Origin of the sequence: Dietzia psychralcaliphila (genome assembly GCF_003096095.1) — a bacterium.
GTDB classification, from domain to species: Bacteria; Actinomycetota; Actinomycetes; order Mycobacteriales; family Mycobacteriaceae; genus Dietzia; species Dietzia psychralcaliphila.
Genome location: NZ_CP015453.1, coordinates 162,195 through 186,505 on the forward strand (window position 1 = coordinate 162,195; position 24,311 = coordinate 186,505).

Annotated in this window: 26 protein-coding genes; 16 read left to right on the forward strand and 10 right to left on the reverse strand. The window is 70.6% G+C overall.

What is annotated here, in order from left to right:
* Positions 1-20 precede the first annotated feature (20 nt).
* Positions 21-281 carry a hypothetical protein gene (locus tag A6048_RS00685; RefSeq protein WP_107747787.1) on the forward strand — a complete coding sequence of 87 codons (261 nt, stop codon included), beginning with the start codon at positions 21-23 and terminating at the stop codon, positions 279-281.
* Between the two features lie 46 nt (positions 282-327).
* On the opposite strand, the gene A6048_RS00690 is transcribed toward A6048_RS00685, so the two are convergent.
* The gene (locus A6048_RS00690) at positions 328-1,155 is read right to left on the reverse strand and encodes a lysophospholipid acyltransferase family protein (protein ID WP_107747788.1); all 828 of its coding nucleotides are present in this window, start codon (positions 1,153-1,155) and stop codon (positions 328-330) included.
* A 58-nt stretch (positions 1,156-1,213) separates the two neighbouring features.
* Between A6048_RS00690 and A6048_RS00695 the strand changes: the two genes are divergently transcribed.
* Together A6048_RS00695 and A6048_RS00700 are read left to right on the forward strand one after the other, a co-directional pair.
* The gene (locus A6048_RS00695) at positions 1,214-1,942 is read left to right on the forward strand and encodes a sirohydrochlorin chelatase (protein ID WP_107747789.1); all 729 of its coding nucleotides are present in this window, start codon (positions 1,214-1,216) and stop codon (positions 1,940-1,942) included.
* A gap of 134 nt (positions 1,943-2,076) precedes the next feature.
* On the forward strand, positions 2,077-2,415 hold the full coding sequence (locus A6048_RS00700) for a histone-like nucleoid-structuring protein Lsr2 (protein ID WP_107747790.1): 339 nt from the start codon (positions 2,077-2,079) through the stop codon (positions 2,413-2,415).
* 306 nt (positions 2,416-2,721) lie between these two features.
* Here the strand turns inward: A6048_RS00700 and A6048_RS00705 are convergent, their stop codons facing one another.
* Complete coding sequence (locus A6048_RS00705; protein ID WP_107747791.1) at positions 2,722-3,411, reverse strand: enoyl-CoA hydratase/isomerase family protein; 690 nt, start codon at positions 3,409-3,411, stop codon at positions 2,722-2,724.
* A 181-nt stretch (positions 3,412-3,592) separates the two neighbouring features.
* Here A6048_RS00705 and A6048_RS00710 point away from each other — a divergent pair, with 181 nt between their 5' ends.
* The 6 genes from A6048_RS00710 (at position 3,593) to thpR (ending at position 7,606) form a co-directional block, all read left to right on the forward strand.
* Positions 3,593-4,267 (forward strand): TetR/AcrR family transcriptional regulator, encoded by a 675-nt coding sequence (locus A6048_RS00710; protein ID WP_107748064.1) that lies wholly within the window; start codon positions 3,593-3,595, stop codon positions 4,265-4,267.
* A 4-nt stretch (positions 4,268-4,271) separates the two neighbouring features.
* Entirely contained in the window at positions 4,272-5,138 is an 867-nt protein-coding gene (locus tag A6048_RS00715) for an acyl-CoA thioesterase domain-containing protein (RefSeq protein ID WP_107747792.1), read from the forward strand.
* Positions 5,135-5,956, forward strand: coding sequence for a maleylpyruvate isomerase family mycothiol-dependent enzyme (locus A6048_RS00720; RefSeq protein WP_107747793.1), 822 nt, complete (start codon positions 5,135-5,137; stop codon positions 5,954-5,956). The genes A6048_RS00715 and A6048_RS00720 overlap by 4 nt, the downstream gene beginning before the upstream one ends.
* Before the next feature lie 29 nt (positions 5,957-5,985).
* The gene (locus A6048_RS00725) at positions 5,986-6,516 is read left to right on the forward strand and encodes a fluoride efflux transporter FluC (RefSeq protein ID WP_244911032.1); all 531 of its coding nucleotides are present in this window, start codon (positions 5,986-5,988) and stop codon (positions 6,514-6,516) included.
* Positions 6,513-6,926, forward strand: a complete 414-nt coding sequence (locus A6048_RS00730) for a fluoride efflux transporter FluC (protein ID WP_107747794.1) — start codon at positions 6,513-6,515, stop codon at positions 6,924-6,926. Before A6048_RS00725 ends, A6048_RS00730 begins: the two co-directional genes overlap by 4 nt.
* A gap of 62 nt (positions 6,927-6,988) precedes the next feature.
* On the forward strand, positions 6,989-7,606 hold the full coding sequence (thpR, locus tag A6048_RS00735; protein WP_107747795.1) for an RNA 2',3'-cyclic phosphodiesterase: 618 nt from the start codon (positions 6,989-6,991) through the stop codon (positions 7,604-7,606).
* 103 nt (positions 7,607-7,709) lie between these two features.
* Here the strand turns inward: thpR and A6048_RS00740 are convergent, their stop codons facing one another.
* Positions 7,710-8,432, reverse strand: a complete 723-nt coding sequence (locus tag A6048_RS00740; protein ID WP_244911033.1) for a hypothetical protein — start codon at positions 8,430-8,432, stop codon at positions 7,710-7,712.
* 127 nt (positions 8,433-8,559) lie between these two features.
* On the opposite strand from A6048_RS00740, the gene A6048_RS00745 reads away from it, so the two are divergent.
* Both A6048_RS00745 and A6048_RS00750 read left to right on the forward strand, forming a co-directional pair.
* Positions 8,560-9,189 carry a nucleosidase gene (locus tag A6048_RS00745; RefSeq protein WP_235027346.1) on the forward strand — a complete coding sequence of 210 codons (630 nt, stop codon included), beginning with the start codon at positions 8,560-8,562 and terminating at the stop codon, positions 9,187-9,189.
* Positions 9,190-9,309: 120 nt separating this feature from the next.
* Positions 9,310-10,782, forward strand: coding sequence for an HNH endonuclease signature motif containing protein (locus A6048_RS00750; protein WP_107748067.1), 1,473 nt, complete (start codon positions 9,310-9,312; stop codon positions 10,780-10,782).
* A gap of 5 nt (positions 10,783-10,787) precedes the next feature.
* On the opposite strand, the gene A6048_RS00755 is transcribed toward A6048_RS00750, so the two are convergent.
* On the reverse strand, positions 10,788-11,261 hold the full coding sequence (locus A6048_RS00755; protein WP_107747797.1) for a molybdenum cofactor biosynthesis protein MoaE: 474 nt from the start codon (positions 11,259-11,261) through the stop codon (positions 10,788-10,790).
* Positions 11,262-11,314: 53 nt separating this feature from the next.
* Complete coding sequence (gene moaCB, locus A6048_RS00760) at positions 11,315-12,361, reverse strand: bifunctional molybdenum cofactor biosynthesis protein MoaC/MoaB (protein ID WP_107747798.1); 1,047 nt, start codon at positions 12,359-12,361, stop codon at positions 11,315-11,317.
* A 153-nt stretch (positions 12,362-12,514) separates the two neighbouring features.
* On the opposite strand from moaCB, the gene A6048_RS00765 reads away from it, so the two are divergent.
* Complete coding sequence (locus tag A6048_RS00765) at positions 12,515-13,603, forward strand: NADH:flavin oxidoreductase/NADH oxidase (protein ID WP_107747799.1); 1,089 nt, start codon at positions 12,515-12,517, stop codon at positions 13,601-13,603.
* Between the two features lie 54 nt (positions 13,604-13,657).
* Here the strand turns inward: A6048_RS00765 and A6048_RS00770 are convergent, their stop codons facing one another.
* Entirely contained in the window at positions 13,658-15,964 is a 2,307-nt protein-coding gene (locus A6048_RS00770; protein ID WP_107747800.1) for a fatty acid desaturase, read from the reverse strand.
* A gap of 102 nt (positions 15,965-16,066) precedes the next feature.
* Here A6048_RS00770 and A6048_RS00775 point away from each other — a divergent pair, with 102 nt between their 5' ends.
* The 3 genes from A6048_RS00775 to A6048_RS00785 are packed head-to-tail and all read left to right on the forward strand — an operon-like array spanning position 16,067 to position 18,554.
* Positions 16,067-17,236, forward strand: coding sequence for a helix-turn-helix transcriptional regulator (locus tag A6048_RS00775; protein ID WP_107747801.1), 1,170 nt, complete (start codon positions 16,067-16,069; stop codon positions 17,234-17,236).
* Entirely contained in the window at positions 17,233-17,853 is a 621-nt protein-coding gene (locus tag A6048_RS00780) for a class I SAM-dependent methyltransferase (RefSeq protein WP_200837426.1), read from the forward strand. Before A6048_RS00775 ends, A6048_RS00780 begins: the two co-directional genes overlap by 4 nt.
* Positions 17,850-18,554 carry a TenA family protein gene (locus A6048_RS00785; RefSeq protein ID WP_107747802.1) on the forward strand — a complete coding sequence of 235 codons (705 nt, stop codon included), beginning with the start codon at positions 17,850-17,852 and terminating at the stop codon, positions 18,552-18,554. The genes A6048_RS00780 and A6048_RS00785 overlap by 4 nt, the downstream gene beginning before the upstream one ends.
* 75 nt (positions 18,555-18,629) lie before the next feature.
* Here A6048_RS00785 and A6048_RS00790 read toward each other — a convergent pair whose 3' ends face one another.
* Positions 18,630-20,372: a sulfatase family protein gene (locus tag A6048_RS00790; RefSeq protein ID WP_107747803.1), complete on the reverse strand. Its 1,743-nt coding sequence runs from the start codon at positions 20,370-20,372 to the stop codon at positions 18,630-18,632.
* 334 nt (positions 20,373-20,706) lie between these two features.
* On the opposite strand from A6048_RS00790, the gene A6048_RS18380 reads away from it, so the two are divergent.
* Entirely contained in the window at positions 20,707-20,862 is a 156-nt protein-coding gene (locus tag A6048_RS18380) for a DUF6131 family protein (RefSeq protein WP_162845703.1), read from the forward strand.
* Between the two features lie 163 nt (positions 20,863-21,025).
* Here the strand turns inward: A6048_RS18380 and A6048_RS00795 are convergent, their stop codons facing one another.
* From A6048_RS00795 to A6048_RS00805, 3 genes are all read right to left on the reverse strand, one after another.
* Positions 21,026-22,744 (reverse strand): MDR family MFS transporter, encoded by a 1,719-nt coding sequence (locus A6048_RS00795; protein ID WP_107747804.1) that lies wholly within the window; start codon positions 22,742-22,744, stop codon positions 21,026-21,028.
* Between the two features lie 45 nt (positions 22,745-22,789).
* Positions 22,790-23,410, reverse strand: a complete 621-nt coding sequence (locus A6048_RS00800) for a TetR/AcrR family transcriptional regulator (RefSeq protein ID WP_235027630.1) — start codon at positions 23,408-23,410, stop codon at positions 22,790-22,792.
* 108 nt (positions 23,411-23,518) lie between these two features.
* A complete protein-coding gene (locus A6048_RS00805; protein WP_107747806.1) occupies positions 23,519-24,310 on the reverse strand; it encodes an ABC transporter ATP-binding protein in 792 nt (263 codons plus the stop codon).
* Between the last annotated feature and the right edge of the window lies 1 nt (position 24,311).

The following is a 24,311-nucleotide window of genomic DNA, read 5'->3' on the forward strand; positions in this document are numbered from 1 at the left end:
CCGTGCGGTAGAAGGGTGTGATGAAGGAGTTCACCCTGGACCACGCCGGAACACGGCTGACCGTCGAATTCGACCAGTCGATGCTGTTCTACTACCGCGCGCGTCTGATCGTCGGTGATGCCACGGCGGACGAGCGTCCCATCTTCATGGGTTCGGTCATGCTGCGGTCCGCCGACCCCGCCCTCAGGGTCGAGGCGGTGGTCGGGTGGTGGGGGCCGAAGAAGGCGGTACTGCATGACGAGGCGCGCGATCAGTCCGTCAGCTTCACCCGGAGTCGTTGACCCGGAGACCGGGGACCAGACGAACTCGGGTCCGGGACCCTGGCTGTCAGTACACCTCGCTCCAGGCGTCGGTGAGGGCGTCGTCGATACCGTCCCGCACCGCGTACCTCACCTCGTCGATCGACGGCGCGGATCCGGGGCCCTCCCATAGCGCGAGCGGACCGGCGGCCACCACCGGGCGGCGCGGGGGCAGCCGGGCGTGTTCCCGACCGCGGTAGACGATCCCGATCGGCAGGACCGCCACCCGGTCACCCGCCTCGCGGACCCCGCGGACCATCTGGCCCACACCCTTCTTGACCGATTCCGGCCGCAGCGTGCGCAGATCGTCCGCCGAGGAGTTGGTGCCCTCCACGAACGTCAGTACCACCCCGCCGGAGACCAGTCGGTCCACGCACAGGTCGATGAGCCGTGCCGCCGCCGCGTCGTGCACCGCGCGGGCGGTGCCCTCGTAGTTCTTGGCCCGGAACACCGGGACGGTGCCCGTGTACTCGAACACCGGCCGAAGCGGCCCGCGGAAGAGCGGGTCCTTGGTGAGGCCGGTACCGGAGGCGAGGAACCGGACGCGCTCGTCGAACACGGCGGACGCCAACACGAACGGGTCGTGCGCGGACGGGTGGTTGGCGGCCACGATGATCCCCACCCCCGCGTCGTGGAGACGGTGCACCTCGTCCACGGTCTCGGGCCGGATCCGCAACTCGGGTGCGTACAGGGCGCCGACGAAGGCCAGCAGGGGATGGGTGAAGCCGTCCCGCCGACGGCCGGGTCCGTAGAAGTCGTAGACCGCCTCGTAGTTGGTCAGCGTCACCTCCGGCCGCGCGCGGCGCCGCCGGCCCGGTACGAGGGCCCGCCCGCCACGCCCGGCTCCTGCGTTCATCCCCCCAGTCTCGCCGAGCGACCGGGGCGATGCATCCGGAATCCGGCATGCTCGGAGTATGACCACGAACGCGCCCCCCGCCGAACCCGGTCCGGAGAAGCCCCGCCTGCTGCTGGTGGCACACGGGACCCGCTCGTCGACGGGCCGCCGGGAGCTGGGCCGGGTCCTGGTGGAGACCCGCAAGAAACTCGACGGGGTCGACTGCCGGCTGGCCTGGGTCGACGTCCAGGCGCCGGGCCCGGACCGCATCCTCGCCGACGCGGCCCCCACGGTCGTGGTCCCGGCCTTCCTTGCCCGCGGATTCCACGTCACCGAGGACGTCGAGGGAGCATGCCGGCGCGCGCCCGGCCCGGTCGCTCTGGCGCCCCACGTGGGTGCCGAACCGGAGATCGTGCGCGCTCTGGTCCAGCGGCTCGCCGAGGCCGGAGCGGTCGGGGCGTTCGGCGCCGACGCGGTGGTCCTGGGGGCGGCGGGCAGCCGGGACGAGTCCTCGCAGGCCGAGACGCGGGCCCTGGCCGCGAGCCTCGGACGGTTGCTGCGCGTGCCGGCGACCGCGGGGTTCGCCTCTGCGGCCAGTCCGACCGTCACCGAGGCGATCGCCGGGTTCAGGGAACAGGGGCATCGCCGGGTGGCCGTGGCGACCCACCTGCTGGCTCCCGGGTTCTTCGCGGACCGGCTCGCGGCGGCCGGTGCGGACGTGACCTCCCCGCCGCTCGGCGCGAACCCGGAGATAGTTGATCTGATCGTCCGTTTATACCTGGAGAATTCGGCGGGATTAATCCGCTGACCGGCCCGTCTGCTCTCGAATCGCAAACGCTCAGGGCATTATCAACAATGGCCGACAAATGTGACCAGGCCTAATTTCCCAAAGCTGGTGCATAATGTTGTCCAGTAGTGGACGCGACTAGCTAGGGAGTAACAATGGCTCAGCAATTCCAGGTCAGGTACATCGACGACATCGACGGAACGGAACTGGGCGAAGAGGCCAATTCCATCTCGTTCGCGTTCGATGGCAAGGAATACTCCATCGACCTCAGTGATGAGAATGCAGAGGCGTTCCGCGAGGTCATGGCCCCGTACATCGACGCCGGTCACCGAGTGACCGGCAGCAAGAGCAAGCCGGCGCGTAAGGCCGCGGCCAAGTCCGCCTCGGGCGATACCAAGGCCATTCGTGAATGGGCGCGGGAAAACGGCTTCGACGTCTCCGATCGCGGCCGCATCCCGGCCGACGTGATGGAGGCGTACGCCGCCGCGAACTGACCGAAGTCGCGAGGGCCCGCATCCCCGGGGACGGGGTGCGGGCCCTTCCGTCTATTCGCAGGCCGCCCAGGTTGGCGGACCCCCCGCCGGTCGGCGCATAAGCCCATCCCGGTTGGCGGACGGGCCTCTCTCGGTTGGCGGACAGCCCGCGGCGATTGGCGGACGAGCACACCCGGTCGGCGGACGGAATTCGCGACTATCGGCCGTGAACCCGCGACAATTGTCCGCCGGTTATCGCCGTGTGTCCGCCACGACGCCGGGCACGAGACTCTGGGCACGAGACCCCGGGTGCAGGTCCCCGAACTCTCAGAGCTGCGTGATCGGCTCATCCAGATGGGGGAGGACCCCGGCCACGAGGCCCGCGCGGATACCCGCGTAGTTCGCGCCCCGCAGCGGGGCCATCTCCGCCGCCACGGCCACCGCGCGGTCCAGCACCGCGTCGGCCGCGGCGGCCTCGTGGACGATCCCGGCCTCGACCGCATCGGCCGCCGGGTATCGCTTGGAGGTGAGCATCGCCGTGCTCGCCACCGACGGGATGAGCCGGGTGGTGATGAGGGCGTTCATGCCCGGGGGGAACGGCATGCCGAGCTGTGCCTCCGGCAGGTTCCAGAAGCCGCGGTCGGCGCGCATGACGCGGTGATCGTGGGACAGGGCCAGCATGGCGCCGGCGCCGAAGGCGTGTCCGTTGACCGCCGCCACCGTCGGCAGTTCGAGTCGAAGGACCCGGGCGAACAACCGCTGGGCCCGCGAGACGTAGGCGGGCAGGCCGGCGGGATCTGAGGCGACCACCGACAGGTCGAGCCCGTTGGAGTAGAACTTCCCCGCCCCGGTCGTGACCAGAGCAGCCGGCCCCTCGGTCGCCTCGACCTCGTCGAGAGAGGCGTCGAGGGAGTCCAGGAACTCCGGGGAGAAGGCGTTGTCAGGGGCATCGGCCGGGTCCGCCGGCTCGGAGAATCGCAGGACGAAGACGGACTCGTGACGGCTCAGAGTGGGCATGCGCTTCAGCGTAGAGCCTCGAGAACACCGTCACGGCAGGTGGGACACCGTTGTCACGGCGTCCGCCGCATACCGGGACGCAGTGGGGAAGTCGTGGTGATGCCGGTGGGATGACACCGTTCCGGTGGACACGCCATGGCGTTGTGACGCGGTGGTCACGTCGTCGTGGTACCCTGCCTGGGTGACCCGATCCCCCTCCCGTGCCGCCACCGGCGCCCCACCCCACGCCCAGTACGACGAGGCCCTACGGCTGGGGATCCTCGAGGAGGCCACGCGCAGGCTCCGGGGCGCGGCGCCGGAGAAGCTCGGACTGCGGCCGTTGGCCGCCTCGCAGGGCACCTCCACCACGGCCATCTACACGATGTTCGGGGGCAAGTCCGGACTGCTGGCGGCGGTCGCCGACGAAGCGGATCGCAGACTCGCCGAAGCCCTGCGCGAGTCGCTGCGCCACGACAGCGTCGAGACCGACATGCGCTCCCTGTGCCGCGCCTACCGTCGGTGGGCCCTGGACAACGAGGGCCTGTACGGGCTCGTGGTGGGGGAACCCGTCCGCTCCCCCCGCGTCGCCGCCGACCGCCGCGACCCGCAGTGGCGGGAACCGCTGCTGGAGGTCGTCGACGCGCTGGTGGACGAGGGGGTCTTCCGGGCCGCGGACGTGCACGAGGCGGCCACCGCGATCTGGGCGTCACTGCACGGGGTCGTGTCGCTGGAACTCAGCGTGTGGCGGGAGTCGCCGAGCGCCGAGCAGTACTTCGAGACGCAGCTCGCGGCCATCCTGCGGTCCTGGGCCGCCAGCGGCGCCCGCGGGGCCACGGCCGTCGGGCCCGCGTCCTCTTCTATCGGAATGGTGGGCTGAGCTCATGAGCGAGCGTTCGTTCTTCACCCTCGACGAGTCGGGGGCGTACATCCCCACCAGGTACGCGCGGAGCGCCTGGTCGGAGACCATGGTCAACGGACCCGCAGTGGTGGTGGCCTCGGCCCGTGCGCTCGAGGCCGAGCACGGGGCGGAGGGGTTCCAGCCCGCCCGACTCACCGTGGACCTCTTCGCGCCCGTCCGCACCGAACCGCTGGTCGCGGTGACGGAGGAGATCCGGGCCGGCAACCGCATCCGGGTCGCGGACGTCCGGATGCTGCAGGAGGGGAAGCTGGTCGCCCGGGGAACGTTGGTGCAGTTGCGTCGCGGCGAGCAGCCGCCCGGCAACGTGTGGCGCTCGGGTCGGCGTGTCGAGGCCCCGGCGGAGGCGGACCCGCTCGAGAACCGGCCGGGGTCGAATGTCTTCTTCGGCAGCGGTGACGAGGGGGAGTCATGGAGTCGCGACATGAGCGCCCACCAGAACGACCGGCGCAAGAGGTTCTGGCTCCACCCACTGGACGTGGTGGCCGGTGAGGATGCGACCCCGTTCCAGCGGGCCGTGACCCTGGCCGAGTCCACCAGCCTCATGTCGCACTGGGGAGACGAGGGCATCGGCTTCATCAACGCCGACCTCACCGTGGCGTTGGCCCGCCTCCCCCGGTCGGGCGATATCGGCATCGAGGCCGACGAGCACCTCAGCGACGACGGCGTGGCGGTCGGCAGCGCGTCCCTGTTCGACCGCGACGGGGTGTTCGGCACCGGAACCGTGGTGGCCGTGTCCAACGCGGGACGGCAGATCGACTTCACCCGGCGCCGGGCGGGCACCGAGGACAGTGGGTCGATCGGCTCGAACGAGGCGGCGACCCGCGTATGAGCGCGAGGTTGACGCGGGAGCGGATGCTCGACGCGATCGAGGCCCAGGTCGGTCTGGTGCGGTTCGCGCTCGCCGGGGGCGGTGACTCGGTCGTCGTCGATCTGGCCGCCCCGGTGTCCTCGTGCCCGGACTGGTCGGTGCACGACCTCGTCACCCACCTCGGCGCCGTCAACCGGTGGGGCGGCGTCACGGTGCGCGACGGGAATCCGCACGAGCGCTCGCGGGGTCTGGGCGAGGCGATGAAGTCCGCCCCGCCGGCGACCGCGGGCTCCGGAGCGCTCGCGGACTGGTACGCGGACATGGCCTCGGGAATGCTCGAGACCTTCACGGAGACCGACGTCGACGCCCCCACGTGGACCTTCGGCGGTCCGGGGCCCGCGGCGTTCTGGCTTCGGCGCCAACTCCACGAGACCGCGCTGCACCGGTGGGACCTGGAGAACGCGCTGGGCGGGCCCTCGGCCACCACGCCGCTTCCGCAGGACGTGGCCGTGGACACGGTGGACGAGTTCTGCGCCGTGATGTACCCGCACAAGGGCTCTCGAGGGCCGCTGCCCGTGACGATCCGGTTGCGCGCTGTGCTCCACGCCCCCGAGGGTCTGGCGACAGGCGCCGAGCCGGTGGGCGCCAGCGCCCTGGGTACCGACCTCGAGTGGGTCCTGACCGGCGCGGACGGCAGCGCGGAGGTCGAGGTGTCGGGTGCGCCGGAGTCGCTCGCGCTCCTCCTGTGGGGAAGGGTCGGTGCCGACGACCCGGGTCTGGAGATCTCGGGTGACCGCGCGGGCCTCGAGGCCGCCCTGGAGGCCGGACTCTCGGGGTGAGGCCGCCCGCGATAGGTCTACCCCTCGCGGTGGCGTTGGTGGCACTGGGCGGGGCCGTGGGGTCCGCGCTGCGTGCGACCGTGGCCGTGATCCTCCCCGGCAACCCGCTCGGTGCGACGCTCGCCGTGAACGTGGTCGGTGCCTTCCTGCTGGGGTTGGTGCTGGAATGGCTGGCCGCCCCGGGTGAGCACTCGGGGGAACGACGACGAACCGGGGTCCGACTCCTCCTGGGCACCGGGGTGTGCGGGGGCTTCACCACCTATTCCGCCGTGACCGAGCAGGCGGCCGAACTGCTCCGGGACGGGAGCGCGGGAATCGCCGCAACGTATGCGCTGGGGACCCTGCTGCTCGGCGCGCTGGCCACCCTGGCGGGGGTCGGCACCGCTGCGCTCGTGACCTCGCGCACGGGTGATCGCCGCGCCGACTCCGCGGCTGTTGACGGCACCGTTGAACGCTCCGCTGACTCCCCCGCCGCCCCCGCCGCCCCCGGCTCCACCGAGGACTCGGACTCCACCGAGGACTCGGACTCCGCCGACGGCAGCAAGGGGTCGGCGCGATGAGTGCGGAGGTCATCGGATGGGCGGCGCTCGGCGGCGCGGGCGGCTCAGCGCTGCGGTACGCCGTCGACGTGGCGGTGACCCGGCGATGGCGGGGCGCCTTTCCCATGGCCACGTTCGTCATCAACGTGTCCGGCTCTCTGCTGCTCGGTCTGCTGCTGGGTTTGCTGGCGGTGAACTCGACGGTCGCCCATACCTCGTCAGCCGGCCCGGGAATCGCCGCGACACTCGTGGGCACCGGGGTGCTCGGCGGGTACACCACGTTCTCCACGGCGAGCTACGACGCGGTCCGCCTCGCGAGGGAGGGGCGTCGCATGATGGCCCTGGTCTACGCGGTGGGCACGATGTTCGCCGCCGTCGCCGCGGCACTGGTGGGCTTGTGGCTCGGCGCGTGGTGGACCACCGTGGTGTGAGTGGACCGCGGTGGTGTGAGTGGGCCGGTGCTGTGAGTGGTGCAGAGGGGAGTTGGTCGCGCATGGGTCATCGGATGTTCGTCGCGGTCCTGCCGCCGGACGAGGTCCGCGAGGAACTCGAGCGGTTCCTCGAGCCGCGCCCGGGGCTGGCCTGGACCGCCCCGTCGCAGTGGCACCTCACTCTGACCTTCTGCCCGGGTGTCGACGAGTGGCGGATCGACGACCTCACCGACAGGCTCGGCGCGGTCGCCCGTAAGCACGAGCCGTTCCGGATCCGGTTGGCCGGGGCGGGGGTGTTCCCGTCGGTCGAGCGGGCCAAGGTGCTGTGGGCGGGAGTCGAGCAGTCGCCGGTCCCGCCGATCGGGCACGACCGGCGTGAGCGTCCGCTCGACGCGCTGGCCGCCGGGGCCCGGTCGGCGGCCAACGCCGCCGGGTGTGTGCCCGACGGAGCGCGGTTCCGCCCCCACCTCACGCTCGCCCGGCTCAGCGGCCGCGACGACGCCACGGCGTGGCTGCGGGTCCTCGACACCTTCGCCAGTAGCACCTGGACGGTGTCCGAGATCGCGTTGATCGACTCGTTCCTGGGCGAGGGCCCGCGGGGGCGGGCCCGGCACGAGGTGGTGGCCCGGTTACCGCTGGGGGAGTCGGACCAGCGCTGGTGGGCGCCGTCTCCGGGGTGACAAAGGCGCCGCGACCACGGGCCTTGCGACCACGGGCCTCGCGGGCATGGGCCTCGCGATCATGGGTTCACGAGGCGCGTGAGCGCGGTTTCCACCACCGAGGTCACAGGCCCGCGCACTGCCCCTCCCGCTCGCCGCCGACCTGGTTGCCGCCGCCGGTCGGGGCCTCGACGTTGTCCTCGCATTCGAGGTCGCCGCCGATGGTGTTGCCCTCGAAGCGCTGGGGGCCGGAGTTGTCCTCTGATTCCAGGTCGCCGCCGATCCGGACGTTCTCCACCGTCGCCTCGCCACCCTTGTCCAGTTCGATCGACCCCGACACCTCGCCTCCGTTGACCAGCACGAAGGCGTGGCCCTCGGCCTCGATGTCCTCGGTGACCCGGATGTTGCGGGCCTCGAGTCGACCACCGCCGTAGACGTCGATGTCTCCGGTGACGGTCAGATCGGACAGCACACACGTCTGCCCGTCGCGGACCTGGACATCGCCGGAGACGTCCTGGCCCGAGAGTTCGGTCGCGCAGTTCGAGCGGTCGAACGCCTCGCCTGCGGCCCGCTCGTCCTGCTGCTCGCCACCCTGCTGTTCGGTGGGCAATTCGGAGGTCTCGACGGGAGCGGTCACGGTCGCTGTGACCGTCTGGTCGCCGGCGGACCCGTCGTCGGAGCCGGTCGCGCATCCGGCGGCCGCGAGCAACGCCACCGCCGGGAGGGCGAGTAGCGCGCGACGGGCGGTGGTGCGATGTTCGGCGGAGCGACCGGCCGAGGTCCGGGCGGCGGTAATTCCGGGGCCGGCGTTGTCGTGAGAAGTGGTTCGCGGGGACGGGACGGGCATCTCGGTTCACCTCTGGGCTCGACGGGAGATCGGGGCCATCTGCTCCCACCGTAGGCGCGAGCCGTGAGATGTCCAGGGAACCGACAGGATGCCGGGCTCCCGATCCCCGGTGACTACCGTGGACGCCGTGGAACTCCTCGGAACGGTCGATCCGGCACACCCTCTCGTCGTCGTCGCCCTGGAACAGGAGGCCCGTCACTTCGTCACGGACTTCCCCGTCCTGGTGACGGGTGTCGGCAAGGTGCGGGCCGCCGTGGCGGTCGCGCACGCGCTCGGTGGCGGGATCCGGCCGCGCGAGCTCGTCAACGTGGGCACCGCCGGCGGATTGCACCCGGGGATGGAGGGCACGCACGAGATCGCGACGGTGTTCCAGCACGACTTCGACAACCTCGCCCTCCACGCGGTCACCGGCCGCCACGACGGGCCTCCCCTCACCCTCTCGGCGGCTCTCGCGGTCACCCCGGAGCCGGCCCACGCGTTGCCGTCCGCTCCGGGCGGGAGCGCCGCGCCGGTATTGGCCTCCGGGGACCGCTTCGTGGCCGGCGGGCCGCTGCGCGATCACCTCGCGTCGATCGCGGATCTGGTGGACATGGAGGGGTACGCGGTCGCCGCGGCCGGGGCGATGCTGGGTGTGCCCACCCGACTGGTCAAGTACGTCTCCGACCCGGCCGACGAGTCCGCGGGGGCCACGTGGGTCGAGAGCGTGGACGCGTGTGCCCGGGTGCTGGCCGAGTGGGTCGGTACCCGACTAAAGTGAGTGATCGAACACTTGTACTATCGGACCTCCGCGGGTACTATCGAATGTAAGTTCGATGACGGGGGAGGTGGGATTGTGACGACGACGACTCCGCTGTTCGCCGTACCCGAGCCCCTCGGCATGGTCGACGCGGAGTCCGTCAGCGAGGCGGCCCGTGCCGCGACGCTGGCGCAGAACCGTGCCGGGGCCACGCGGCTGGCAGCGGCTCATGTCATGGTCGAACAGTTCGCTCGGTCCGAACAGGCACGGGCCGACGAGGAGGCCGCCGGTTCGCGCCGGCCTGCGTACGCCCGGTTGGATCCGCAGGCGCGGGCCCGCGATCATCTCGTGGCGGCGTGTCAGCTCACGTGTTGGCATGCTGCGCGGTTGGTGACGGCCGGGACGCAGATCCACCGGCGACTGCCCCGTCTGCGGTCCACGGTCGACCGCGGGCTGATGCCGGAACAATTGGCGATCGACATCGCGTGCCGCCTGGCCGAGGTGCCCGACGCGATCGTGTCGGACGTGGAGGACGAGGTGGTCGCGCGTGTCATGGACGACCTCGACGGTGGCGACCGGCCGAGCCGCACCGCGGTGGACTCTGCGATCGATGAGGCGGTGGAGCGACACGACCCGGCTGCCGCGGAGGATGCCGCCGCCGCTGCGGCCGCTACCCGCTCGGTCCGATTCCGCGGCGCCCGTCACGGCATGGCCACGATGTGGGCCAGGCTCACCGCTGCCGATGCCGAACTCCTTCGGCGTCGCATCGACACCGACGCGTCGGCCGCCTTGGCGGACGGGCTGGATCGTCCCATGGACCAGCTCCGCGCCGACGCGCTCGCCTCGCTCGCCGTCTATCCGCCTGATGCCGGCCCGTCCGCGACCGGCCCCGACTCCGCCGCTGCCCCCGCGCCCGAGCACGGCGGCATCGAACTCGGCGACGTCAGGGTCGGGGCGGACCTGCCCCGGCCCACACTGGGCAATGCCGCGCGGGCCGGTCAACCGATCCGCATCAGCGTGATCGCCTCCGCGGCCCGGGGCCTGCCCAACCGTGTCGAGTTCGTCCACGGCACGTACAGCAGCTTCGAGTGGCTCTGCACGGAACTGCTCGAGGGCGACGATGCGAGCGTGCGGTTCGAGCTCATCGACCCTGCCCCGGGCGTGCTCGACTCCCCGGAACACGCCCTGCGCTACGTGATCACTCCGGCGATGGCCGAGCGCATCCGCATGCGCGACGGGACCTGCCGGCACCCGGGGTGCTCGGTTCCCGCCAAGGACTGCGACGTGGACCATGTGATCGCGTTCAACAAGAAGGACCCTGAACTCGGCGGGCCGACCACCGAGTGGAACCTCGTCTGCCTGTGTCGGAAACACCACCGGGAGAAGACGTTCGGGACCAACGCCTACCGGTCCGGGCCGTTGGGTGATCTGGTCATCATCACCGACACCGGACACGAACACCGCACCAGACCCAAGGGGCCACTGGCCCGTGCTCGTGACGCCATCCGGGAACGCGAGTGGAACGCCTACGCGGATCGCACCATTGCCGACGACGGCACACTCGTCAACCCGCCGGGTCACAACAGGCACGGATCCCGCAGACGGCCAGCCTGACCGTCTCAGCAGTCGCCGACGCCCACCCATTCGGAGACCCCGTCGGTGAAGCGCTGCCGCTTCCAGATCGGCACCCCCCGCTTGAGGCGTTCGATGAGCTCCGAGCACGCGGCGAAGGCCTCAGCCCGGTGCGGCGCCACGGCCACCACCACCACAGCGACCTCGCCCACCGGTAGCACCCCCACCCGGTGCACCGCGCCGATGCGGACGGAGCGCCGTGGGTCGAGCTGCCCGCCCTTCTCCAGGTCGGGCGAGGTGAACTCGGTGGCGACCTCGTCGCAGAGTCGCGCCAGGACGTCCTGCGCCGTGGGGTGGGCGGAGTACTCGATGTCGAGGACGTCGCGACCGTGGTCGTGGTCGCGCACCACCCCGGAGAACGTGACCATGGCGCCGTCGGCGGTGCTCCAGACGGCCTTCTCGAGCTCACGGGGGTCGATCGCGGCATCGGTGATCTGCACGAGTGGACTGCGGACTGTCATGGGGAGGTTCCTCTCGCGGAGCTCGGGCGGTGGGCGGACGTGGCCCGGGACAGTCAGTGGTCGCCGCCGTGGGCGTGGACGGCGAGCAGGTGGTCCAGCAGTTCGTCGAGTACCGCCAGACCGTCGCGAACCCCGCCCGTGGAGCCCGGGAGGTTCGCCACCAGCGTACGTCCGGCGAAGCCCGCCAGGCCGCGGCTCATGGCGGCGGTGGGGGTCGAGGGCAGCCCGCGCGCGCGCATCGCCTCGGCGACGCCGGGCAGTTCGAGGTCCAGGTGCGGCGCGGTGGCCTCAGGGGTGCGGTCGTCGGGGGCGACGCCGGTGCCGCCGGTGGTCAGCAGGACGGCCGGGCTGCGGCGGACCTGCTCGGTCACCGCCGCGGCGACATCCGCGTCGGGCACCACGTGGACCTCGACGGGGGAGAAGTCGCGCTCGAGGAGCCAGCCCTCGATGGCAGGGCCGGTGGTGTCCTCCCGTCGGCCGTGGGCGGCGGCGGTGGAGGAGACGACGACGACGGCGCTGCGGCCCGAATCCACCGCGGGTCGCCCGGTGCCCGCGCGGGCGGACTCGTCGTCGGACTCCCGGGTCCAGTCGCCCCGCTTCCCGCCGGTCTTGGTGGCCAGGCGGACCCCGTCCATCGTGGCCAGGGGGTCCACGGCCTTGACCATGTCGTGCAGCGTCAGCCCGGCCACCGAGACGGCGGTGAGCGCCTCCATCTCCACGCCCGTGCGGCCGGTCGTCCTGGCGGTGGCCGACACCCGGATCTCGCCGACCGGCGCGTCGAGGTCGAAGCGCACCTTGACCGAGTTCAGCGGGATCTGGTGGCACAGCGGGATCAGCTCGGAGGTCTTCTTGGCGGCGCCGATCCCGGCCAGCCGGGCGGTGGCCAGCACGTCGGCCTTGCCCAGATCGTCGCCTGCGACCATGTCCACGACCTCGGGGCGGGTACGGAAGACACCTTCGGCGGTGGCGGTGCGGGTGGTGACGGCCTTGTCACCCACGTCGACCATCCGGACCCGGCCCTCCGGGTCGAGATGGGTGAGGCCGAGGTGGGTCAGCTGCGGCTCTGGAGTGGAGCCGGGTCCGGCCTGCGCGTCAGTCATGCCTCCCACGCTAGTCGGCCCGGTCCGGCACGGCGGACGCCTCGGGGGCCGGATCGCCCCGACCGTGCCCACCGCGAGAGGGTGGGGTCGCGGGGGTGCGGGCGCGGGGACCATCCGCTCGGGGCGAGCCGCGCTCGGGGTTTAATCGCGGTCATGGCGCTCCTCTTTGAACCGATCCGCATCCGCGACCTCGAGATCCGCAACCGCGCCTGGCTGTCGCCGATGTGCCAGTACTCGTGCGACGCCGGCGATGGTGTCCCCACGCCGTGGCACCTGGTGCACCTCGGGGCGCGGGCGCAGGGCGGGTTCGGGCTGATCCTCGCCGAGGCGTCCGCCGTGGTGCCGGAGGGCCGCATCAGCCGTCAGGACGCCGGGATGTGGAACGACGCGCAGCGGGACGCGTGGGCCCCCATCGTGGACTTCGTGCACTCACAGGGCGCGGCGATCGGAATCCAGCTGGCGCACGCGGGCCGCAAGGCATCGACCTACAGGGCCTTCCCCGGTGAGCCCACCGGGTCACTGCCCGTGGGCGAGGGCGGGTGGAGCACGGTCGCTCCCTCGGCGATCCCGTTCGGTGACATGGCGACCCCGGAGGCGTTGGATCCCGAGGGGATCCGCGGTGTGGTGGAAGCGTTCGTCGACGCCGCCCGCCGCGCCGACCAGGCCGGATTCGACGTGGTCGAGATCCACGCGGCCCACGGCTACCTGATCCACGAGTTCCTCTCTCCGCTGTCCAATGAGCGGACGGACGAGTACGGCGGCTCGCGGGACGACCGTTCGCGACTCCTCCTGGAGATCTGCGATGCCGTCCGGAGAGTCTGGCCCGAAGGCAAGCCGCTGTTCGTGCGCATCTCGGCGACCGACTGGGTGGACGGGGGCTGGACCCCGGAGGATTCGCGCTGGCTCGCGGGCCGGCTCGCGGAGCACGGCGTCGACCTGGTCGATGTCTCGTCCGCCGCCAACACTCCCGCGATCCCCCCGGTGCCCCTCGAGCAGGGCTACCAGGTGCCGCTGGCCGAGGAGGTCCGGGCGTCCGGTGCGGTGTTGGCCGGCGCGGTGGGGCTCATCAGTGACCCGGAGTACGCCGAGCAGCTGATTGTCGACGAGCGTGCCGACGTCGTCTTCCTGGGCCGCGCCGGATTGCGCGAGCCCGCCTGGCCCCAGCGCGCGGCCGCCGAACTGGGCCTGGACTGGCGCGAGGCGCCGTACCCGCCGCAGTACACCCGCGGAAAGTGGGCGTGACAGCCCGGGCTGACGGCTGACCGGCAGCTCCCGGCGAGAGCGCGGGCGACACGGCTACAGGTCCAGCTCGATGTCCGAGCTGGCAGTACTGGTGCAGACGGTGATGCGCTCCTGGAGTGGGCCGTCGCCCTCTCCTCGGGTCGTGCCGCTGAGCTTGCCGGTCACGCACGCCTTGCACAGGCCGCGCTCGCACCCGGTCGGGACCGCGATCCCGGCACGCCCCGCGGCCTCGAGCAGGGTCGTGGCCCCGTCGATCTCCACGGCCGTGCCGGTGCGGCGGAAACGCACCGTGTACCGGCTTCCGTCGTCGGCCGGCCTGTCGAGTTCGGGGGCGGTGAACGATTCCGCGTGGAAACGTTCGGCCGGTTGGCCGAGGTCTCGCAGCCAACCGCGGGTCAGGTCTATGAGCGCGGCCGGGGCGCAGACGTAGGTCTCGCGCTCGGCGGCGTCGGGCACCACGCGCTGCAGCAGTTCGGGGCCGAGTCGGCCCGTCGACAGGTCTCCCCGCGCGGACGGGGCATCGGTGAACACATGCAACTGGACGCCGGACTCTCGCGCGAGTTCACGCAGTTCGGATTCGAAGATGATCGAGCGGTCGTCCCTGTTGAAGTACAGCAGGGTGGCGTTGGCGCGGGTCCCGGCGTTGCACGCGTCGCGGCCGATCCGTCGCAGCAGGCTGATGATCGGCGTGATGCCCACCCCGCCGGCGATGTGCAGTGACGGGGTCTCCGGCGTGGGGATCGCGAAGTCGCCCGACGACTGCGGCGTCCCGACGAGCGTCACGTACGCCCCGGCGCGGAGTTCGTCTCCCAGTCGGTTGGAGACCCGGCCTCCCTCGACGCGCTTGACGCACAACTCGAGGTCGCCTTCGGCGTCGGCGTGTGAGTCCGCACTGTCACGGACGAGGCTGTACTGGCGTACCAATTCCTCGCCGTCGACCGCCACCCGCACCGACACGTACGCGCCGGCGTCCCAGTGGACGTCCTCCCATCCGCGTGGCCGGCCCAGACGCACCGAGAGGGCCTGCCCGTCCGCGACCGGCGTGGCGGACACGACCTTGACCGGAACGTTGTAGAACCGCGGCTTGTTCAGGTACGGCGATTCGGGCAGGGCCCGGTAGGACAACCCGTACCTCAGCCGACGCAGCAGCGAAGCCGGGTTGCGCAGCAGGTCCGTGGGCCGCCCGAACTCCCGCTCGCCGAACGGCACGGACAGGCCCGTGAGCGTTTTGGCGATGAGCGGCACGGTCTCCAGCAACGGGGTCTCGTGGTACGGCAGCCCGTACTCGGCGGCGATGGCGCGCACCTCCGGCGCGACCTTCCGCTGCATCGATGGCGGCAGGTCGGGGAACAGGTGGTGCTCGACATGGGTGTCCAGTCCACCGTAGAAGATCCGCAGGTCGGGACGGTTCTCGAACGGCACCTCCTCCTCCAGGATCCGGGTCAGCGCCGCGTCCATCTGCGGACTCGGCAGGAAGTTGCGGGTCGCCCGGATCTGCCGCTCGTAGTACTGGTCGGCGGTCTCGTCGGGACCGGGGTCGGTGAACAGCTCCAGCTCACCCGCATGGTGCTCGATGAGCACCAGGAACAGCACGGACATGTACCCGGTGACGCCGCCGAGGTAGTTGGCGACCAGCGTCGACAGCGGCTTCCAGCCGGAGCGGAACGGCTCGTCGACGAACCGGCGCCGCGCGTCCCGGCGGGCGATCCTGGCAGGCGCGCGCAGCGTGTATGAACTGAAGAAGCGGCGGTCCTCGACCTTGCGCGCGATGTTGGCCAGGAAGAACGGCGCGGCGATCGGGGCCATGGCGGCGAGCGCGGAGATGAACGCCACCTGCCCGAGGTGGTGGCCGTACCAGTCCTGGCCGGCACTGCCCCGGAAGACGCTGTAGCCGAGGTCGTGGTCCTTGCCGACGATGTTGGTGTTGGGGTGGTGGCCCGCGTGGTGCATCGTCTTCCAGTGGCCGGTGTCCACGTTGAAGTCCCAGTCGTACCGGTCGGAGTGGTACTCGCCGTTGTCCGGCAGGTGGTCGTAGCTGCCGTGGACGATGTTGTGCCCCAGCTCGGAGAACTGCATGAGCCGGTACATCATCTCCAGCGCGGTGGCCCTGCGGATCGCGCGCGGGCCCCCCTCGCGCAACAGCTCCCGGCGGCGGGCGTCGATCGCCTGCCCGTAGGCGGTGACGTTGCGGATGTGGGTCAGGTCCTCCTGGCCCACCTCGGCCTTGGCCCGGGCATAGAGTGCCTGGATCGCCTCGGCCAGCCCGGTCGGTCCAGCAGGTCCCGCCGATCCGCGCCCGGAGTCGCCCGGTCGTGAACCCTCGGAGCCCGTACGGGTGCTGATGTCGCTAGCGAGAGTCATAGGTGTGACGGTAGCCACTCCCGAGTGCTGCAGATAGGGCGCCGGCGGTCGCATAGTTGGCATTTTCGGCCAATCGGGGGTCCGCGTTGCTACGGTCGGGCGATGACGTCGTCGTCGGGCCCCCGGTTGCCCGGCTCGTTGCCCGGCTCATCGTCGGGCTCCGTGTCGTCCGGTTCGGCGTCGCCCGTGTGGGCGGTGCCTCGCGGTACCGAGGGGATCCGCATCATGGTGGAGGGCGGCGTCGCACACGGGATGACGACGACGGAGTGTCTTGCCGGAACCGGGCTGGACCCCCGGGATCTCCATGACGAGACCGCGCAGATCTGGGCGCACCAGGAGTTCGTGGTGATCCGGAACCTCGTGGGCAGGCTCGGGGACCAGCCGGGTCTGGGGGCCGGCATCGGCGCCCACTCGACAATCGGGAGGACCGGCGTCATCGGGTTCATGATGCTCGCGGGGCCCACAGTCCGGGCGGCGCTCGACCGGGCCATCCCGTACCTCGCGCTCTCGCCCACGCACCTGCGGTTCTCGCTCGAGGAGGATGCGGCGGGAGCTACCGCGGACGGAGTCGGTGACGGCGTCGCCGGCGCGGATGCCGGCGGGACCGACCCAGGGGCAGACCGAGGGGCCGCGGCGGTGATCGCCGCGGACGACGAGATCCCGGCTGACGTGCGGACCTTCGTGGTCGAACGCGACCTGGCGGGGTTGGCGGTCGCGTTCCGTGGAGCCCAGATCGATGTGGGGATCACCGCCCTCGAGACGACCCTCGGCCCGGAGAGCGCGGCGATCCTCGGCGAGGCGTGGGGGCTGGCTCCCGCCGACGTCCGGTCACACGCCGAGCGCAACCGCCTGGTCATCACCCGCGAGCGCCTGGACGTGCGGCTTCCGCAGGGCGACGAGAACACGGCGAAGCTGTTCGAGCGGCAGTGCCGTGAGCTGCTCGACGACCGGTTGGCGCGCGTGGGCGTGGCGGGTCAGGTGCGGAGTCGGCTGCGGCACGAGCGCGAGAGTTGGCCGTCGATGGCGGAGGTGGCCGGTGAGCTACACCTCGACGTCCGCACGCTGCGACGCCGCCTGGCCGCGGAGGGGACGTCGTTCCGGCAGGTGCTCGACGAGGTGCGGCATCACCGGGCACTGGAGCTGCTTGCGCAGGAGGTACCCGTGTCGGAGATCGCGCGCGAGCTCGGGTACTCCGAGACCGCGACCTTCACCCGGAGCTTCACCCGTCGGGAAGGCGTCCCGCCCAGTCGCCTGCGGGGGCGGTCGCAGTGACCGGTGACGTGAGTGCGGCGTACACGCGCCGTGCGCGGGAGTACATCGACCTCCTCGGTTCCCTCGCGACCGTCCACGCCTCGGACCTCGAACTCGTGACGCGGTGGGCGGACCAACTCGGCGGGCCGGTGATCGATGCCGGGTGCGGCCCCGGACACTGGACCGGTCACCTCGCGGCCCGGGGCGTCGATGTGCGTGGAGTCGACCGCGTCCCGGAGTTCGTGGACCATGCCCGACGTTCTCATCCCGGGTGCCGGTTCGATATCGGCGATCTCGACGAGCTCACCGGCCCGCCCGGCGGCGCCGCCGGGATCCTCGCCTGGTACTCGCTCATTCATCATGAGCCCTCCACCGTCCGGTGGACGCTCACGCGGTTCGCCCGCGTCCTGCGCCCCGGCGGTGGTCTGCTGCTCGGTTTCTTCCACGGAGCGGAGGTGGAGCGGTTCGCACACGCCGTGACCGATGCCTACCGATGGCCGATCGAGGCGCTGACCCACGAAGTGAGGATGGCAGACTTCGAGGTGATCGAGACCTACACGCGGACCGGGCCGGGGGCCAGACCCCACGGAGCGATCGTCGCCCGCCTGATGTCCGCCCACACCAGGAGGCCCGAGTGACCCTGTTCGAGACCCTCAAGGAACGCTGCCGCCCCGAATGGGAGGCGTACACGCGACACGAGTTCGTTGAGGAGCTCGGGCAGGGAACGCTGCCGCTACCGGTGTTCCGCGACTACCTCATCCAGGACTTCCACTTCCTCCTCCAGTTCGCCCGCGCCAACGCCCTGGCCGCGTTCAAGAGCCGCACCCTCGCCGACATCACCGCCGCCCATGAGGCGACCGGTGCGATCCTCGCCGAGACCCGGCTGCACCTGAGGTTGACCGAGCGTTGGGGCATCCCGCGGGCCGAGCTCGACACCGCCGCGGAGAAGCAGGCCACCGTGGCGTACACCCGCTACGTGCTGGACTGCGGGATGGTCGGCGACCTGCTGGACTTGCACGTGGCGCTGGCACCGTGCACGATCGGCTACGCCGAGATCGGGTCGCGGCTGCAGCCCAGGATCGGCGAGTACGGCGGTGCGGGTGAGGGCGGTGCGGGTGAGGGCGGTGCGGGTGAGCATCCGTACGGCGAATGGATCGCCGAGTACTCGGGGGAGGAGTTCACCGCCGCCTCCCGCGCCGCGATTGCGCAGCTCGACGAACTGGCCGCCGATGGGCTGACCGAGCGCAGGCTGGCGGAGCTCACCGAGGTGTTCCGCACCGCCACCCGCCTGGAGGCCGACTTCTGGCAGCAGGCCCTCGACAGCGCGGAGAGCCGCTGACCAGCGACTGACCGGCGACTGACCGGCGACTGACCGGTGACTGGCCGGCGGGCGAGCGGCCCCGAACCGTGCCCCTCAGGACCCCAACGACCCCAGCGATCCCATCGGCCCCGTCGGCAGCGGCAGGTCCACCGGCATCCCCGCGGGAGTGGTCCCCTTCTCCGCCATCTGGGCGAGGAGAACCGGCAGCATCTCGGCGAACATGTCGGCTCGGAACTGCAGGGGAGCGAAGGGGTTCGCGAGGTTGCGCAGTTCCAGGGGGTCCGCCGCCAGGTCGTACATCTCGAACACCGGGGGTTCGACCCACTGGGGGTCGAAGTACATCGTGAACTTGCGGGTGCGGTCCCGGACCGTGCGCAGATGGTTCGGCTGGGTGACCGAGGTCTGCCCGTCGGGTTGGCCGATGTTGTCGTCGTCGAAGACGTAGTGGATGACGTCCTGCACCTCTCGGGTCGGGGCCCCCGGGTTCTCGACGGCGTCGGAGATGATCGGCGACAGGTCGGTCCCGCGGAAGTCGAAACCGGCTCGCACCCCGGGCGCCACCTCGGCGATCGTCGCGAGGGTGGGCATGAGGTCCACGAGAGTCGACAGGGCATCGGTCGTCACCCCGGTCGGGAACAATCCGGGGTTACTGATGACCAGCGGCACCAGCATCGTCTCCTCGTAGGCGTTGAACACCTTCTGGCGCATCCCGCCGTGGGACATCGCCATCTCGCCGTGGTCGGAGACCCGGATGATGATCGTGTCCTGCCGTAGGTCGTTGCGCTCCACCGCGTCGATCACGGCGCCGATGTGCTGGTCCACGACCTGTTGCATGTAGGCGTAGAGGTTGGCGTAGTTGCGGGCCTTCTCCTCGCCCACCAGCGGTCCGAGCCCCAACTGGGAGGCCAGGTTGATCTGGGTCTGGGCGCGGGGCTTGTGGTTGAGCGCCAGCACCTCGGTGAACGTGGGCGGCAGGTCGATGCCCATCTGGAAACATCCCGGCGCCGCATCGAGGTAGTTGGTCCCGCCGTCCGGCATCTCCAGGTCCCAGGTCTGCGGATAGGCCAGGATGTCGTGCGGGTTAGCGAAGCTGGCGACCAGCGCGAACGGCCGATCCGGGTCGTTCGGCACCGAGTTCAGGAACTCCACGGCCTCGTCGGCGTAGCGCTGGTCGTTGTTCGCGGTTCCGCCACCGAAGTTCTCCGGCTTGATGTCCTGGCCGGCCTCCGGAGGGCTCCAGCCGTGGAAGCCGAAGCCCTCGACGTCGGCGGGCGTGGGGTCCAGGCCGTCGGCGCCCTTGCTCATGTGCCACTTCCCCCGGTAGTGCACGTCGTATCCGGCCGAGGCGAGCAGTCCGGCCATGTTGGGCGTGGTCGGGGACAACTGTGGCTCGGCATCCGACAGGCTCCCGCCCGACGTGAGGGTGCGGTAGACCCCGTGTTGGGCGGGGTAGATGCCGGTGAACATGGTGCTGCGGCCGGGCGAGCACATGGTGGAGTTGCAGGCGTTGACGTTGAACGACAGTCCGGTGTCGATCAGTCGCTGGCGCTGCGGCAGGTTCTGCGCGGCCCACCCCTCCGGCCAGAACATCGGCCGCCGTTCCTGATCGGTCATGATGATGACGATGTTGGGGCGCCTGCGGATCCGGCCCTCCCCGATGGCGGCGCCGGCGGCGGGCGTGGTGCCCGGCAGCGCGGAGGATCCGAACGCGGCACCCGCGGCACCCGCGGCGAGGAGGAGCCCGGTGCCGCCGAGGAACGTGCGGCGGGGGATCGACGTGGCGGGGGGAAGGGGAGAAGTCGAATGGGACGACGACGAGGTGGGCGATTGTGACATGGGGAACCCCTGGTTGCTCTGGCCACACCTGACGGGGACGGAGGTGGCGATCAGGGAAAGCGGTCCCCGGGTGGACAGGGTGGTACCGGTGGCGTCGGATCGCGGCAGGACCGCGACGGCTGGGTGCTCTTACCGCCCGCTGTAGTGAAGGTTTCCTGAGAGTATCGGCTCGCCCGCCTCCACAGGGTCGATCGATCGGGTCACGTCGACGCCGAGGTCACCACGGAGGCCCGCACGACGGCGGCCGCGTGTCGGTCTCCGCCACCGGTCGTGGCCCGGGCTCAACCTGAGTACGCTCAGCTCACCCTGAACCGAACTAGTGAAAGGACTAAAAATGATCATTCTTGGCGCAATTCTGTTGATCCTCGGATTCATCCTGGACATCCCGATCCTCTGGACGATCGGTCTCGTGCTCGTGGCGATCGGCGTCATCCTCGTCATCCTCGGCGCAGCAGGCCGCGCGGTCGGTGGACGCAAACACTGGTTCTGAGTGGTAGGTCTGCTTCTCATCTCTCGTGAGCGCAGCGCTACCGCGCAGCACCTCCGGGTCCGGACCCGTCGACAAGAACGTTCCGCACACATCGCGCGAGTGATGGGTGTCGGAACGTTCTTCTCGTTGACGGCCGAGTGGGGCCCGCGATGAACCCTTCAGGTCAGACCCGGCCGGATGTGGGTCCTCCGGAGGAGAGGGAGACCTCGTCGTCGTCCCCGTCAGATCGGGTTTCTCCAGCTCCACCCTCAGCATCGGCCACCGGCACGGCCTTGCCGTCGTCCCACACGGCCTCGCCGCGGGCGACCATTCCGGCCTCGTCGCTGAGTGTGACCTGGGGCAGGAAGAACGACAGCAGCAGGGCCAGGCCGAGCACCGGCACGATGAACCAGAGCGCGGGGGCCAGGGCGCTCGCGTAGGAGTCGACGATGCCCTGGTGGAGCGGTTCGGGCAGGGTCGCCACGAAGGCCGGCGTGACGCCCGCCGGGTCGAGACCGGAGGCCATCGCCTGCTCGGGGTTGGCGGCCACCGTGTCGGTGAGATTGGTGATCAGCCGATCGGTGAACAGTGAGCCGAACCACGCGGTACCGATGGCGGCGCCGATCTCGCGGAAGTAGTTGTTGGAACTCGTGGCCACGCCGACCTCACGAGGATCCACGGCGTTCTGGACGGCCAGCACGATGACCTGCATGACCAGGCCCAGTCCGGCGCCGAAGAAGAGCAGCATGGCCATGATCTGCCAGATCGGGGTGGAGCCGGTCATCTGGGTCATCACCGCGACGGTGGCGGTGGTCAGGGCCAGGCCGACGATCGGGTAGACGCGGTACCGCCCGGTGCTGGCGATCGCGAAGCCCGAGCCGATCGAGGTGGCCATGAGACCGACCATCATCGGGATCATGAGCAGGCCCGACCCGGCGGCCGAGGTGCCGGTGGCCATCTGCAGGAAGGTCGGGATGAAGCCGATCGCCGCGAACATGGCGACGCCCAGGGCAAAGGCGATGGCCGTGGCGATCACGAAGACCCGGCCGGTGAACAGGTGCAGGGGCAGGATCGGTTCATCGGCACGGCGCTCGACCAGGACGAGCGCGACGATGCTGCCCACGGTGCCCGCGATCATGGCGATCATGCCGGGGGAGTCCCAGGCCAGATGGTCGCCGCCGAGATCGGTGACCAGGACCAGTCCCGAGGTTCCCAGGACCATGAACATGATGCCCGCCCAGTCCACCTTCGCGGTGCTCCTGCGGGTCGGCAGCTTCATGTACTTCCAGGCCAGGGCGAACGCGATGATGCCCACGGGGACGTTGATCCAGAAGCACCAGCGCCAGTGGGCGGTGTCGGTGAAGAAGCCGCCGAGTAGCGGGCCGGCGACCGCGGAGATGCCGAAGACCGCGCCCATCGGGCCCATGTACTTGCCGCGCTCGGAGGCGGGGACGATGTCGGCGATGATGGCCTGCGACAGGATCATCAGGCCGCCGCCGCCCAGACCCTGCACCCCACGCCAGGCGACGAGCTCCCAGAAACCCGCCTCGGTGGCGGGGTCGGTGAAGAACCCGGCCGAGCCGGACCCGATCGAGCCGAGCGTGAAGATGGCGATCGCCAGCAGGAAGAGGTTGCGGCGTCCGACGAGGTCACCGAACTTGCCGTACAGCGGCATGGTCACGGCCACGGCGAGGATGTAGATGGTGATGATCCACGCCTGGGACTGAACGCCGTTGAGCTCGCCCACGATCGTCGGCAGGGCCGGGCCCAGGATCGACTGGTCCAGGGAGGCGAGGAACATCCCCGCCATGAGGGCTCCGAAGATGATCCAGACCGTCCGCGGGGTGAGCGTGATCGGATCGTCCCCGGACTGCGCGTGAGGCGCGGTCGAGGTACTGGTCATGAGGGTCGTGCCTTTCGTGAGTGGCAGCGCGTGCGGAACGCTCGATCAGCGGAGAGCGGACTCGAGCAGGTCGAAGTAGTGGGTCACGCGCTCGGCGACGGGGGACCGGGTGCGGCCGTCGCGGGCGTCGAGCATCGCCGTCTGGGTCAACCCCAGTGCGACGCTGAGGCCCACCCGCGCGAGTTCCTGGTCCCGGACGGTGGCGTAGCGCGAGGCGATGGCGGCCTCGAACTCGGCGCCGATCGTGTTCATGGACGTGTGCAGGGTGCCGAACAGTGAGGGGTCGCGCTCCAGGGCCGCGCGCATCAGGTCGTCGTCGGATGCCGACTCGGGGTCCGCCTCGTCGAGGAGCCGCAGCATGACATCGCGAATCTGTAGGACCGGGTTCGCGGGGTGTTCCCCGGCGTCGGCAAACAGCCGGCTCATCAGGCGTTGGAACCGGTCCGTGCTCAGGTGGACGACCGCCTCGTCCTTGGAATCGAAGTAGTTGAAGAACGTCCGCGGCGAGACCTCGGCGCGGGCCGCGATGGCCTGCACCGTGGTGGCGCTGAGCCCGTCCTCCGCCACCAGCTGCAGGGCGGCGCGCGCGAGCGAGGCGCGGGTCCGGGCCTTCTTGATTTCACGGAGCCCGGCGGGGGCGTCAGGGGAGGGGTCGCGGTCGATCACCACACGATCATGCGCGCGTTTTGCAGGATCTGCAAGTTTGCGTGGTGTGCAAGTTCATGTGCAAGTTCATGTGCAAGTGGGACACCTCGCCCGAGTCGTCACCGTGGCTCATCGTCCGCGCCCGGGCGGCTGCTCGACCACGCCCCGGTAGCGGAGCATCAACAGGCCGGAACCGTCATGCACCACGTCGGCTGTGATCCCGAAGACGTCGGTCAGCAGCTCGGCGGTCAGGACGGCCTCCGGTGGGCCGTCGGCGGCGATCCGGCCGCCGTCGACCACCGCGAGGCGGGTGCAGAAGGTCGCGGCCAGTTGGAGATCGTGAAGGACCACCGCGGTCGTCTTCTCCGAGCTCTCGCCGATCAGCCGCATCAGCTGGAGCTGACTACGGATGTCGAGGTGATTCGTGGGTTCGTCGAGAAGCATCACCGGCGCCTCCTGCGCAAAGGCTCTGGCCAATTGGGTGCGTTGTCGCTCTCCCCCGGACAGCGTCTGCCACCTGCGGTCGGCGAAGCCGGGCAGGCCCACCCGGTCGAGACCTGCGCTGATGGCCGACCGGTCGTCGTCGGAAAGGCCGTTCCATCGGCTCCGATGAGGAATCCGGCCCAACGCCACCACGTCGGCGACGGTCAGGTCCGTCTCCGTGGTGGGGTTCTGGCCGACAAAGGCGATGCTGCGGGCTCTCTCGGTGTCCCCCAACCCGGCGAGGGGCTGTCCGGCGAGCGTCACCGTTCCGGTGTGGGCGCGGTGGATCCCGGCGAGGCACCGGAGCAGGGACGTCTTTCCCGAACCGTTGGGTCCGACGATGCCCAACACCTCGCCGGGATCCACGGACAGGGTGACCCGATCGACGATGGTGCGCGATCGCACCTTCCAGGAGACATCGTGCGCGGTGAGGGTCATG